This is a genomic window from Pseudomonas sp. Irchel s3a18 (assembly GCF_900187535.1).
Lineage (GTDB): Bacteria > Pseudomonadota > Gammaproteobacteria > Pseudomonadales > Pseudomonadaceae > Aquipseudomonas.
The window spans coordinates 66,844-80,937 of record NZ_FYDV01000006.1 but is presented as its reverse complement, the minus strand read 5'-3'; the positions used below and the strand labels follow the sequence as shown (position 1 = coordinate 80,937).

Annotated in this window: 11 protein-coding genes and 1 other RNA gene; all 12 read left to right on the top strand. The window is 53.9% G+C overall.

The features are described from left to right. The first annotated feature begins 75 nt into the window (after window positions 1-75). The 12 genes from ssrA to CKW29_RS10760 all read left to right on the top strand — a co-directional run bounded on the left by ssrA (window position 76) and on the right by CKW29_RS10760 (window position 14,061). Window positions 76-469: a transfer-messenger RNA gene (gene ssrA / locus CKW29_RS10815) on the top strand. Between the two features lie 185 nt (window positions 470-654). Next, window positions 655-1,911, top strand: coding sequence for an integrase domain-containing protein (locus CKW29_RS10810; protein WP_095148442.1), 1,257 nt, complete (start codon window positions 655-657; stop codon window positions 1,909-1,911). A gap of 370 nt (window positions 1,912-2,281) precedes the next feature. Next, the gene (locus tag CKW29_RS10805; protein WP_095148441.1) at window positions 2,282-2,617 is read left to right on the top strand and encodes a hypothetical protein; all 336 of its coding nucleotides are present in this window, start codon (window positions 2,282-2,284) and stop codon (window positions 2,615-2,617) included. Window positions 2,618-2,759: 142 nt separating this feature from the next. Continuing rightward, window positions 2,760-3,728, top strand: a complete 969-nt coding sequence (locus CKW29_RS10800; protein WP_095148440.1) for a DUF932 domain-containing protein — start codon at window positions 2,760-2,762, stop codon at window positions 3,726-3,728. 133 nt (window positions 3,729-3,861) lie between these two features. Continuing rightward, window positions 3,862-4,359, top strand: a complete 498-nt coding sequence (locus tag CKW29_RS10795) for a JAB domain-containing protein (RefSeq protein ID WP_095148439.1) — start codon at window positions 3,862-3,864, stop codon at window positions 4,357-4,359. A gap of 191 nt (window positions 4,360-4,550) precedes the next feature. Next, complete coding sequence (locus CKW29_RS10790) at window positions 4,551-5,459, top strand: hypothetical protein (RefSeq protein ID WP_143496869.1); 909 nt, start codon at window positions 4,551-4,553, stop codon at window positions 5,457-5,459. A gap of 994 nt (window positions 5,460-6,453) precedes the next feature. Further along, complete coding sequence (locus tag CKW29_RS10780) at window positions 6,454-7,920, top strand: DNA sulfur modification protein DndB (protein WP_095148437.1); 1,467 nt, start codon at window positions 6,454-6,456, stop codon at window positions 7,918-7,920. A gap of 615 nt (window positions 7,921-8,535) precedes the next feature. Next, window positions 8,536-8,757: a CopG family transcriptional regulator gene (locus CKW29_RS25495; RefSeq protein ID WP_371850791.1), complete on the top strand. Its 222-nt coding sequence runs from the start codon at window positions 8,536-8,538 to the stop codon at window positions 8,755-8,757. Then, window positions 8,750-10,249 (top strand): DNA cytosine methyltransferase, encoded by a 1,500-nt coding sequence (locus CKW29_RS10775; RefSeq protein ID WP_095148436.1) that lies wholly within the window; start codon window positions 8,750-8,752, stop codon window positions 10,247-10,249. The genes CKW29_RS25495 and CKW29_RS10775 overlap by 8 nt, the downstream gene beginning before the upstream one ends. Continuing rightward, window positions 10,215-11,921, top strand: a complete 1,707-nt coding sequence (locus CKW29_RS10770; RefSeq protein WP_095148435.1) for an McrB family protein — start codon at window positions 10,215-10,217, stop codon at window positions 11,919-11,921. Before CKW29_RS10775 ends, CKW29_RS10770 begins: the two co-directional genes overlap by 35 nt. 86 nt (window positions 11,922-12,007) lie before the next feature. Further along, window positions 12,008-13,579, top strand: a complete 1,572-nt coding sequence (locus CKW29_RS10765; protein WP_218192184.1) for a DUF2357 domain-containing protein — start codon at window positions 12,008-12,010, stop codon at window positions 13,577-13,579. 11 nt (window positions 13,580-13,590) lie between these two features. Next, on the top strand, window positions 13,591-14,061 hold the full coding sequence (locus CKW29_RS10760; protein ID WP_095148433.1) for a very short patch repair endonuclease: 471 nt from the start codon (window positions 13,591-13,593) through the stop codon (window positions 14,059-14,061). The last annotated feature ends 33 nt before the right edge of the window (window positions 14,062-14,094 follow it).

The following is a 14,094-nucleotide window of genomic DNA, read 5'->3' as shown; positions in this document are numbered from 1 at the left end:
GGTTGGCCTTATCGCCTGCGTTGGCGTACACTACACAGGCTTGCTGCTCACATTGATTCACAGAGCAGTGAGTTCGGGGCCGCTTTGGATTCGACGCCGGTTGCGAAACTTTAGGTGCATGCCGAGTTGGTAACAGAACTCGTAAATCCACTGTTGCAACTTCCTATAGTTGCCAATGACGAAACCTACGGGGAATACGCTCTCGCTGCGTAAGCAGCCTTAGCCCTTCCCTCCTGGTACCTTCGGGTCCAGCAATCATCAGGGGATGTCTGTAAACCCAAAGTGATTGTCATATAGAACAGAATCGCCGTGCAGTACGTTGTGGACGAATCGGCTAAAACTTACACAACTCGCCCAAAGCACCCTGCCCGTCGGGTCGCTGAGGGTTAACTTAATAGACACGGCTACGCATGTAGTACCGACAGCGGAGTACTGGCGGACGGGGGTTCAATTCCCCCCGGCTCCACCAACCTCACATCTAAAGACGTCCACGGACGTCTTTTTTTGTGCCTAAAATCCAGCAAAATCAAGGCTTTATGGTCCATTAGCGTCCATAGACGTCCGACACAATCCACGTTATCGGGTATTCCAGATGGTATTCCAAGCCCTTCAGTGGTAATTTTTGGAATACCAATTGATGTCATGGAACACCTCATGTGCGCCCAAGCCACCCGCCTCTCTGACCGCCAGCTCAAAGCGGTAAAGCCGAAAGACAAGGACTACGTCCTCAGCGATGGAGACGGCTTACAGCTGCGCGTGAGGGTCAATGGCTCTACGCTATGGAACTTCAACTACCGCCAGCCAATTACCAAAAACCGCATCAATATGGGCCTCGGTACCTATCCAGAGCTCTCACTTGCGCAAGCCAGGAAGAAGACGGTCGAAGCCAGAGAGCTTCTCGCCCAGGGCATCGACCCGAAAGAACAACGTAGCGAGTTGGAGCAGACAAAAAGGCAGGCAACCGAGCACACATTCGAGAACGTGGCATCTGCCTGGTTTGAACTGAAAAAGGATTCGGTCACTCAGGCTTATGCCGAGGACATCTGGCGCTCGCTCACACTGCATGTCTTCCCATCACTGGGAACAACACCTATCTCGCAGATCAATGCCCCTATGGTCATCGAGTTGCTGCGTCCTTTGGAAACGAAGGGCAGTCTGGAGACAGTGAAGCGACTGACCCAACGACTCAACGAGATCATGACCTACGGCGTGAACTCAGGAATGATCTTTGCCAATCCGCTCAGCGGCATCCGAGCGGTTTTCAAAAAACCGAAAAAGCAAAACATGGCCGCCCTCCGTCCTGAAGAGCTGCCAGAGCTGATGGTTGCCATCGCCAATGCGAGCATAAAAAGAACAACACGCTGCCTTATCGAATGGCAACTTCACACCATGACCCGACCTGCCGAAGCCGCTACGACTTCTTGGGCGGACATCGATCTCGACAAGAAAACCTGGACGATTCCAGCGGAGCGTATGAAGAAGCGTCGTGCTCACGTCATACCGCTGACCGAACACGCACTTGCCCTGCTAGAGACGATCAAACCCTACAGCGGCCACAGAGATTACGTGTTCCCTGCTGACAGAGACCCACGGACTCACTGCAACAGCCAGACAGCAAACATGGCCCTGAAACGAATGGGCTTTGAAGGTCGATTGGTGAGCCACGGCATGCGCTCCATGGCCAGTACCATCCTGAACGAACAGGGATGGGACGCCGAACTGATCGAGGTCGCACTTGCACACGTCGACAAGGACGAAGTGCGTAGCGCCTACAATCGTGCGGATTACATTGAGAGAAGACGCCCGATGATGATCTGGTGGAGTGAACACATCCAGCAAGCCGCTACCGGCAGCTTGTCGGTCTCAGCCGTTCAGGGAACCAGAGGTCTGAAAGTAGTATCGATGCGCTAAGCGGGTAATTGTACCGACTTGCCCACTGAACTTGCCCCCTATCAGACCAGACACCAACTCCCCGTTAAATTGATGCCGCCGCCAAGCGCCGAAACTCCCTCGGTGAGCGGTATGTCAACGCATTGTGCGGATGCTCCTCATTGTAATGCTCGAAGGCAATCGCCAGGTTTGCGACGCTTCCAGCCTATCAAGTGCATTCGACTCAATAAAATCTCAGTCATACATCACGATCCTGCATCCCTCCGCATTAAGCATCACACCCCCAGACTCGGCAGCTCACATCCAAGCAGATCGCATACGCGATCTGCTTGGATGTGAGCTATGCCCGTGTACTGACCTTATCCCGACCCTCTCGACAGGAACCCTGTACATGACCACTCAATGCCCACGCTGTCACTCCACCGCTGTCATCACCAAAGATGTCGCCAGGAAAATCGGCGCCCTTATCGGCACCGTCGGTGGCGCCGCACAAGGAGTCACCGGTGCTATGGCCGGTGCCGAGGTTGGCGCCGTTATCGGACTCATTGCCGGCCCCGCGGGTGTCGTGGCTGGCGGTATGGCCGGGGCCATTCTCGGCGGATTAGCCGGCGCGGCGACTGGCTGTATTGCGGGCGCCAAACTTGGCGAAGTCATTGATGAGCGGGTTTTGGACAATTACGGTTGTCTCGATTGCGGACTGTCGTTTAGCTGCCATCATTCCATTTGAACCGCTCCTCCCGCTTGACGCAACTGCTGCTCCGCATCTGACCCATCGCTCCTCCCCTCTCCGTCAATACCCCCCGCACGCCGACTGATCCCTGCTGAACACTCAGCGGCTTCGCCGTGCGCATATGAAAAGGAAGTTCCCCATGGCACATCTCATCGAACAAATGGCTTACGTTGGCGCTACGCCCTGGCATTGTCTGGGCAATCAGCTCTCGCCCAAGCAACCTCTGGAAGTCTGGCAACAAGAAGCCGGCATGAACTGGCAGATCCAAGAATCGCCAGTACGCTTCATGGCGGAGGCCGTCGGCCATCTCGGCACCATCCACTCCTTTCCGGAACAGAAGGTGCTCTACCGCTCCGACACCAAAGCTCCGTTGTCGGTGGTCTCCAATCGCTATCAAGTGGTGCAGCCCCGTGAGGTCCTGGAGTTTTACCGTGATCTTACGGAGCGCTCTGGCTATGAGCTGGAAACCGCCGGCGTCCTGAAGGGAGGTCGAAAACTCTGGGCACTGGCGAGGACCGGACAGTCGACTGCCATTAAAGGCAATGACGTGGTAAACGGCTATTTGCTACTGGCAACGTCCTGTGACGGCACACTAGCCACCACTGCAACTCCCACCACCGTTCGCGTGGTCTGCAACAACACACTGACCATATCCCTAAGCGGAGCCACTCGCGCAATCAAGGTTTCGCACAGCACACGCTTTGATCCGCGAACTGTCAAAAAGCAACTGGGTATCGCCATCTCGCAATGGGACGAATTCATGTACCAGATGCGCGCCCTCGCCGATCGCAAGGTTCATACGAAAGAGGCCCTTGGCTTTTTTATGGACGTGCTGTGCGACACCGGAGCCCATGACCCCATTCCCAATGTACTGCCCAACAAGCGAGCTATGGAGAAGGTGCAAAACCTTTACGAAGGTAGAGGCCAAGGAGCTAATTTGGAGTCTGCTCGCGGAACAGCATGGGGCTTGCTGAATGCCGTGACTGAATACGTGGATCATGAAAAGCGCGCCAGGAGCTCTGAATATCGAATGGATTCGGCGTGGTTTGGGCAAGGCGCAGTTATTAAACAGAAGGCACTCGATGCAGCCTTACAACTCGTTGCGTGAACCATCGAACTACAGCACTGCCGAGCGCTCTCGCCTAAAGGGACGTTCGGAATCATTTAATCCCAACACCCACATTCCAGCACTGCGCCACCCACCCGCCAGTGCATCCACGCGTTCGGATAGGAATATCAGCATGAAATATCCCAAGCTCAAAGCCGGTGAAACGCCCGACACCTATGTCATGGAATCACCAGTCACCGAGTCCGACATCCTGCAGATGGCTCAACAACTCGCGATGTATCGTCTGTCAAAAGGACGGGCGTTGACTGAGCGTAGACTCGTCATCAGTCACCTACAAACGCTGCTGCAATTCCATGATTACGAGGTCCTTGCTTTGTTACTGCTCGATACCGAGCACCGGGTTATTGGCTTCAGAGAACTATTCAGGGGCGAATTGGAAGTTGCCTGCGTGTCCTCTCGGGATGTGGTCAAGATCGCCCTAGAGCACAATGCAGCGGCCGTAATTCTGGTGCATAACCATCCTTCCGGTGACCCGGAGCTTGGGCAAGCAGATCGCGCACTGACCGCAACCCTCAAAAATGCCCTTAACCTGATTGGTGCCCGCATATTGGATCATGTCGTCGTGGGCTATAAGGGCTGCGTATCGTTGGCAGAACAGGGACAACAGTAGGAGCGTTTTGCCCTTGCTATGCACTAGGTAAGTCGATCAGGCTGGGGGCGGCCGCTACGTCCCCAGCCTGAACTAATATCGACTCAGCTCAAGGAAATGAGCGAGCACGATGATGCTGGCCTGCAGACTTTTCAAGCAATTTCACTATGAGTACGGCCAACTCAAAAGCTTCAATAAGACAAGAAGCCCGTATGAGCGGGCTTCTTGTGAGCGTGAAAAAACTCTTGCCATATAGGAACAATGTTCCCAACATGGCGACAAGCCGAACGGAGCGAAATCTAACAGTGAGAGTGCAGGACGATATGACCACCAAAAAGCAAGCCAAGCCTACTGAAACACTGCAGAGCTTCGAGGTTTTCTACAATGGCGAGCTGTTTCAAACGGTCGAGTTTTCGAGCCTTCGCAAGTGCAACAACTGGTGCAAAAAAAACCTAGAAACGCCGTTCCTTTATGTGGTCAAAACGCCTAACTGCAACCGTGAGAACTGCATCGAGCTATCCAAGCGCTTCTTCTTAACCAAACACCGCGTGTACCCGGATCTATTTGAGCGCCCTGATTGGGACGTCGTGACCGAGGCAGAACTGCAACAGCTTGCAGAGACTCGTATTGTGCGGGAAACCCGCGAGCGCACAGGGGTACCGCTTTCTGTCCAAGTCGAAGGCGGTAAATTCGACGTCACCATCGTTCACTTTGACAAACCAATGCGTGACCGCGTTGAGATCATCAAGGGAGACCTGAGCCGCGAAGAAGCTTACGAATTCATTCGCAACTACGGCACCGATGCCGTCACCAAAGAAGTGAAACCAGCGGAAGAGGAAGTGAAGTCAATGACCACGATGAATCAAGCCGATCGCCAGCAGCTGATCCTGACAACTTTGCTGAACACCATCAAACCAGAAAAAACCGGCTGGAGAGAAATTATCAAGGCCATTGAAGCGCTGAACATGGTCAAGCCAGACGGCTGGCTGGAAGTGCGCGACGTGCTTCAACACGCCTTGGATCAAGGCCTCATCGCTCGCCCTAAATTCGATCCGCATGCTGATGACGAATATTACTTTGCAATTACCCCGGCTACCGCAGCCTCAAAAGCAATGCAGTAAGTGGGACACCGCTCACGCAATTAGCGCACCACTGCTTCGCATGAAGAAATCCGAGGCGAAGGCGAAACCTTTCGCGGCCAGAGTAACACTGCAGCCGAAGTGCTCAGCGGGCATCCACTGTGATCTGACTAGAGATGAGAACAGGGGCATGGCGCTTGAGCATCGCACCGCTTTTGCGGATGAATCCGTAGGCGCATTACAGCCAGCGGCACAAATGGCTCCCTTCATTGGGGGAGGGGGCGATAATTACCACTCATCCGGATACAGGACTAAAGACGTGTACCCTCGAAAGCCAGACGCCTCGCTCCATGACCCCTCCCCGGCCTACCTGCGTGGTCTTCTGGAAACAGCAGGCATCACCCAAGAAGCAGCTGCGAGCGCACTCGGCATCACTGACCGGGTTATGCGCTACTACTTGAGTAGCCAAGAATCCGCCAGCTACCGACCAGCGCCCTATGCAATCCAATACGCACTTGAGCAGCTGGCGGTATACGCTACGAAGAAGCGAATCGTTAAACGCGCCTGAGCTTCTACGCGGACCACCGACCACTACTTACCCCCGCCAGAACTGGGCCGAGAAACTGGGCCTCAGAACATAAAGCCAGGACCGCTTCCCTCAATGCGGCTCCTACTCAGTATCTTTCAGACAGACAATTCTCGATCCAGGCATTAGTTTTCTCTGCCAGAGCCAGCATCATAATGGATCCTGATCGGCGAAGATTCCGCGTTTTTTTATCTGAATTTCGCGCATTCAAAGCCATATCACAAAGTCACAGCACGGATAATTGACCGTTCGCGCCACTCAGATGCCAATCCGCATTGGCACAAGGCTCAAGATTCAACAATTCGCCCCTAACCTAGCAGAAAGCATAATTCACCATGGGATAATATTTATTGACAATATATACACCCATGGTCAATTATTTTAAGGAACCTGGAGCGCTAAAAATTAAATAATCGCTAGCAGGAACACTCAAATACGTAAGGTGAAGCTATGTACCCAAAGGTTGGCGAACTACCTATTCCACTCGTTGGCTCGAACCCCCTGCAGAACCTCGACAGTCTCGACATACTGGCGGATGCTGGCGACGTCAACGAGACGCCTTTCAACGTTTTCATCGGTCACAACCTGGGGCATCGGGTGTTTACGATGTCCGTACCTTTCCGGAAATTCGCCGACATATCAGCTGTCGCAAACAATCGAGAAGCTGGCCCAGTCGCCCAGAGGGCGTTAGACGAGAATCACGCCAAAAAGCTCTCGGTTTACATGGTGAAGGGGCTCGTATCTGCAGCAAAGATACGACGCATCGCCACCGGGAAGCCTGTTCCGGAAACATTTGACGCGATCCTGCGCAAGCTCGGTGAGCAACCCTACTTCTCGCTCCAGCCTCTCGTTTGCAACATCCGCAATGTGCCGCCTGGCGGCAATGGAGCTGGTGGCATTCGCGGCTTTCGCCTTGAGACCAGCGCTGGCGAGACGGCGGCCTTTAAGGTTTTCCTTTCGGAGCGCCACATCCTCTGGGTCGTTGATGGACAGCATCGCCGTCATGCGGCCGACATGGTGATGACCTTCCTTGAACAGGTTCGACAGACAGGCAAGTATCCCGGCAAAGGGGCAGTCCTCTTCGTGGAGAAAGGCAAGCAGGTTTCGGAAGAGGAAATGCTCGTCTGGAATGAAGCGTATGAGGCTGCCCGCTCCTATGCAACGCTCACTGTCGAGGTGCATTTGGGACTTGATATTGATCAGGAGCGACAGCTGTTCCATGACCTAAACCGTCTGGGCAAGAAAGTTGATGCATCACTGGCTTTCCAGTTCGATGGCTCGAACCCGATCACCCACTTTATCAAGCACAAGCTGGCGGGCGAACTCGGGATCTCGATCACGGAAACCGAGGCGAAAGATTGGTCGGAAGACTCCGGGGCACTTGTTCTCAAGGATATGGTAGCGGTAAATGCTATCGCCTTTCTAAACAAAGGCAATGTTGCCGGAGCTACCCCCGCAGTCATAGAGCCGCGCGAAGAGGTTGCATTGAACCTGTGGAGCCGTATTGTGGAAATTCCGGAGTTCGGCAACCACCGAGCAAAGGAGAAAACTGTTGCCGCACAGCCGGTTATTTTGAAAGCACTGGCCAAGATCACCTACGACCTGAACTTTAGCAACCGCCGTCCGGAAGATGCGGACGTACAATTCGCGCAGCTCCTGGAGAAAATCCCGAGCATCGACTTCTCGCACCAAAACCCGATGTGGAACTTCTACTCGTTAACCGACGGGAAGCGTTTGGACGCAGGCCTGGGCACGCTAGCCGACTATCTCCCAGAAGACACGCAAGGGGTGAATCGAGACATCGGATCGATTCAGAGCGGTGGATTTATGCGCTTCGGGGCGAAACACAACGATATTTTTCCGATTCTCGCAGATATGATCCGTTGGGCTGCAGGGCTTCCAAGCCGCCGGGCATAAAGCTGAAAGGACGGGGGCTGGCGCAGGAGTGTCAGCCCCTTTTTGCTTACAGAAATGTCCAGCCGGAGATCATAGCCCTACAGCGCTTCGTACAAGACTTAAGATCACTCTCCAATCATTTTTCATGCCAGAGACTCCACATCGCAGAAGCTTCCCTCCAGGCAGTGATCACTTGTGGGCGAGCACTATGGGACTTCGACAGTCCCCCATTCATCGCGTTACGTTTTGAGTAGCAAGAGCTCCGGCCTGATCCCACCGACCAAAGCTCCCTCTTTAAACGATACGTTCATGAATTCGATTGACACTCAGCAGCGCACAAAACGCCACTCGTTACGCCCCCCACTTGCCAATAAGACTCCCCCCTAGAGCAGGGAAATGCTATCTTCATTACTGTATGAAAACACAGTGCAAGGCGAAACATTCACGGACAAGACTTACACCTGATCTCGTTCAGTCGTGCTGATAAAAATCTCAGACAGTTCTAGTAAGCCAACCAGCCGATTGATCGCAGTCAGCTCCCGCCCTCTAACGACCAAGCCAGAACACCTCTAATGATGTAAGAATATGCATAATGGTGCACAATCGCACCACACAATCAAACGATGAAAACCGTATATGGCACGTAGCCCCGCTACCACCGGCCGTAAGACCGTTAGGACTTCCGTCATGCTGCCTGAAGATGCCCACCTTCAGGTCCAGGCGCTGGCAGACGCTAACAACGTCTCATCCGCATGGGTCATCCGCATGGCCATCCAACGCTTTCTCAATGAATACCAAGGTCAGCTGGAACTGCCTCTGCGGCCGTCCACACGATCAGGATCTGACTCAAATGACTGAAGACGTCATTCTCCGCAAGCTAGCGCGCCTGAAAACCGGGGCAAAGCCACGTGTTTTGGACCTTTTTTCCGGTTGCGGAGGAATTTCCCTCGGATTCGAGGCCGCTGGCTTCGATATGCGTGCCGCTGTCGAATTTGAACCAAATGCAGCCAAATCTCATGGACTGAATTTCCATGATGGTGCCGAAGTTCATAGTCAGCCAATCGACATCACTCAGACTTCCCCTGCAGAACTTTGCTCCCGCCTTGGCGTTGGCGAGGTGGCAGAGGCTTTTGACGTTGTGGTTGGCGGACCTCCCTGCCAAGCATTTGCGCGGGTAGGTCGCTCTAAACTGCGAGAAATAGAAGCTCATCCCGAAGCATTCATCCATGACCCCAGGGCACAGCTTTACAAGAAGTACCTGGAGTTTGTTGACGCGTTTCAACCCCTTGCCGTTCTAATGGAAAACGTTCCCGACATCCTGAACCATGGCGGGCAGAACATCGCAGAAGAAACGTGTGAAGTGCTGGAAGCTAAAGGCTATGTCTGCGGCTATACGCTTCTGAATGCGGCCTTTTATGGGGTCCCCCAGATGCGTGAACGGATGTTCCTGATTGGTTATCGCCAGGAGCTAAAACAGCAGGTATCGTTTCCCTCACCAAGCCACTGGCTGGTGCTACCACCAGGATATGAGGGGTCACGCTCAGTGGCGCTGAAGTCGCTTCGTGGCCTCCTTGACGAAGCACACTCCTATATCGAGCCACCGGCCGCTTCCCCTGATCTGCCCCCGGCTATAACTGCCGAGGATGCATTGAGTGATCTACCAGCGATCTACGCCAGGGAGCTCCTGGCCGAAGGGAAAATTGCCCGAGGCGCGCGGCGCTTCGATACGCCAGCGGGCTACAACCGCAAGAACCCTTCTACTTACGCAACGCTTATGCGTACGTGGCCCGGTCACGAAGCTGCTAAAGAAGGCCCGAAGGATCACGTTATACGTTACCTGCCACGAGACTATGAGCTGTTTGCTCGCATGAACCCGGGCGACCAGTATCCCGAGGCGTACGCACATGCAGTAGCGATGTTCGAGGAGCATCTAGTTGCCGCGCGAGCGAAGGGCGAAATCCTCACAGAAGGCTCTGCTAAATACAAAGCTCTCTGGGCTTCGATTGTACCGCCGTACGACGCCAGTAAGTTTCCAAATAAGTGGCGCAAAATGTGGCGTAACCAGCCTGCCCGTACGTTGATGGCGCACCTTGGCAAGGACGGCTACAGCCATATCCACTATGACAGCAAACAGTCGCGGACGATCTCTGTACGCGAAGCTGCCCGACTGCAGTCCTTCCCAGATGGATTTTTATTCAGCGGCACAATGAATCCTGCGTTCAAGCAAATTGGCAATGCGGTTCCACCGCTGCTGGCGAAAGCTATCGCTACACAAATGATGACTGCGCTCACACAAAAGGAAAAGGAGACCAAGGATGAACCTAGAAGAGCGGCAGCGACAGTTTCTTGAGGCAGCGCACAAGTATTTTGGGGGCACCAAAACTACTCGCACTAGCAAACTTTTCGGAGTCTCTAACAGCGCGAAAATCGTAGAGGGCGGAGTGCAGATCGGCGTACCGAACCTCAAAGCCGTGCGTGAAAATACAGATGCAGATGCTTTCATCTTCGCTTGCGTGATGAAATTTCCACCAGAGGATGAAGTCTATTTCTCGGTGCTAGTCAAGAAGGATAAAGCGAGCTTCCTAAAGCGCCTCGCTGAAATGATGCGTCTGGGCGCAGCTGCGAAAAAGACCTCCGGCAAAAAATGCGACGAGGAGGTCGAGGAAGTCGAGGAAGTCGAGGAAGAAATCGATGACCCAGGAAAACCAAAAAAACCAGAGAAGCCATTTAAATACAGTGACTCCAACAACGTCGTATCAATCTATCTAGCAGAGGACGGCCGGCTGTGGATGCGTAACTCTGGCTTCTGGAACAGCATGAAATTTGATTTAACTCCGTTTGGACCTGGAGTTGAGCCAGATGAGATCCTTGTAGCGCTGTATCCACCAACAGCGTCAGCACGTCGGAGTCTATTGGCCCGCGAATTCATTGGTTGGCTCGGAGCTCTTGCTGGACAGGAGAAGATTCACGAACTTTCGGTCTGGGCCGATACAGCGACTCTCAAGCCCTCTATGTACCGGATGCCGTCGAGCATCCCTGTAGCGGACATTGAAGACGCAGTCAAATCGCAGGGCGGTCACTATCCGAACGGAGAAGTGCGCCGCTTCCATGCTGCGCTGAACTTTCTGAGTCACAAACACTTCGTCATCCTCTCTGGCCTGTCGGGGACAGGTAAAACGCAGCTCGCGTTGAAGTACGCCCGTGCGGTCCATGGACTGACAGTGGAGACAGAATCCGATCCTCTGATTTTTGAATGCCCAGTACGCCCCGAGTGGACCGATCCAACCGGACTGACGGGCTATTACGACGTGCTGACTAACCGGTACGTCGTTCCGCCTTTCCTTGAGGCTGTACTGGTGGCCACCGCACACCGCGAATCACCTGTGTTTGTTGTGCTCGATGAAATGAACTTAGCTCGGGTCGAATATTACCTTTCCGATGTTCTGTCGTGCATGGAGACCAAGGGAGCGCTACAACTTCACTCCAACGGTATACCTTTGGAAGGTACCACGGGAGCCAGTATTCGCGCCGAGCTGCCATTGCCCCCGAACTTGTTCATCATCGGCACTATTAATGTCGATGAAACGACCAATCCAGTCAGCGATAAGGTGCTCGACCGGGCATCGGTAATCGATATGTCGACGGTGGATGTACCTGGGTTCCTCACATCTCTTGAGGCTCAGCACCCAGATCTCAAAAATGCACGCGTAGCAACCGAAGCGAAGCTGACGGAAATTCACCAACTAATGCAGCCACATGGACTGGGGTTCGGTTACCGGCTCATTGAAGAGTGCGTGCGTTATCACGCCTTCGATGCGGAACACCTCAAAACCCCTTCGGCAGACGTAACCGACCAGCTGTTGGTACAAAAAGTCTTAGTCAAGTTGCGCGGTTCCGAGCGGCAGCGCTCACTACTCACCAGCCTCGAAAAGGCCTGTCAAGGCCTGCCTAGAGCAGAGTCTTATGTCCGAAAATTACTGACTGATCTAGACGATTTCGGTTCCTTCCAGGCGATGCGCTGACTGTGACGGAGCTCTATATCCAGGCCCAAGGTGTCGGGCCAGCTTGGCAGGTCTGGCCGATACCGGATTTAATCCCTCCGGGAGTAGTGCGGGAAGGTACCTTTTATCTTTTTGAACTGAGAGACAGCGACGACGCCCTGAACGCTGATCTACTTATAGACGACGTACCGGCTGAAGCGCTTCGGTCTCGTCAACCGAACGTGGCGCGCTGGCGCTGGGAGCCGGGCTTTCACGCCGGCGTTGTAGAGGCGGTGCTCCGTCTCCCTGGTACAGGCACACGCCGCTTTGAAATAACAACCGACCCTGATCTGCGTAAGCTCACAAGGGACGACTTCGATACAATGGTGCGCGAAGTGCTGGAAGACACCTTCGCGCTGTTCTCACTCAGCGCATTCCGCAAAAGCATAGCTCGCCAGCCCGGTAACAAACCTCCTCCACTCGCACGACTCGAATTCCTGCGCTCGCGCGTGGAAGAGATCGCTGAAGCAATTGCCGCAATTGCCCGCTCGCCGCGCCACTTCCTACGCTCCGAGGAGGTCACCGTGCCAGCACACCGAGCAACGCGCGCGACGGGACCTGAAATCATTAAATCGTTCCGGTCCGGCGCAATCCATACCGAAACGGTTCGACCTTCACGACTGCCTGCCGCACTGAAAGGTCGCTTGCCTGCTCAAATCACGCTACGGCAGAGCCGAAACAGTGTGGACATACAGGAGCATAGGCAGATCAAAGCATGCCTCAAGTCATGGTCAGCATGGCTTGCAAGTGTTGCCGAAGTCCTCGCAAAAACCGATACATCTTACGATTCGGATGTCAGAACGACCGCGAGTAACTGGGCACTCCGCACACGAAAAATTGCCCGCCGTCTCAACGACCTCTCTGGCTCGGGCTTCATGACTGACGTTGGTGAGGGGCCAGCGCTACTGCGCATGACTTCACTGTTTCGTAACGATCCAGTCTACCAACGCTTTTACCGGCTCTGGCAGGATATGAACCTAGGGCTTGCTGCGCTCTTTGGCGACTTCTTGCAGATGCCATTGGCGAGGACATATGAGCTATACGAGCTCTGGTGCTTCCTGCGACTTCTGCGCGCAGCTGTTGAGGTGTATGGGCCTACCGGCGTGGACCTGAGCAGTCTATTTATTTCCACCGCCGAGGGGAGCGTGACAATTGCAGCCGGCGCTGTAATCGTCCCGATCGGGGCAGGCAAGGTACTGTGTTTTCAGCGGAAATATTCCGAATACTGGATAGAGTCCGATGGGGAAGGAAGTTTCAGCCGTTCGATGATTCCAGATATCGTTCTCGCCGGCACGGGGCTCGGCAGCAGCCCGGAGCGGCGCGTCATTGTCCTGGATGCTAAGTACCGCATAAACAGCGGATTAAACGAGGCGCTAAACTCGATCCATACCTATCGCGATGCGTTGGTTCAAGAAACCTCAAGCGGGCAGGTCGAAGGTGTCGTGACGGCGGCTTACCTGCTCACGCCACATGTGCCAACTCTGAACACCGACTTCCGTACCACGCCTGTACCAGGTCGTCTTTTTCATCCGCAGTATCGCAAAAAGTTTCGCTTCGGCGCGGTTAAGTTAAGACCCGGCATGAGCCAGAGTGAGCTGAAGGACTGCCTAAAATCCATAGTCGAGGATGCTGCCTCGTAGAGGAGGAATGAATGGCTGACGTACTTACTGCCAAACAGCGCCAACTCAACATGAGCCGCATCCGTAGCCGTGATACCAAACCAGAAATGCTGATTCGGTGTGGACTGCACGCGAGAGGGCTGAGGTATCGACTATATGACAGAACCCTGCCCGGACGTCCCGATCTTGTTTTTCCGCGATATCGCACAGCAGCATTCATCCATGGCTGCTTCTGGCATTTCCACAGGTGCGCACTTTCAAAACTGCCAGAAACACGAAAGGACTTCTGGCGCCAAAAGCTTGAACTTAATGAAGCCAGAGACCAAAAAGCAATAAGCGACCTTTTGGCCGCAGGCTGGCGCGTCCTTGTGATTTGGGAATGCGCACTGCGAGGGCAGCAGCGCATGTCTCAGATCGATCTACTTGATCGTGCGTCTAGATTCATTCGTGACACAGAGCCTGCGATGCTGATCATTTCATCACTAAACGAACCATCTACTTAAAACTAAGTATTACAACCACTACTAAAATCTATA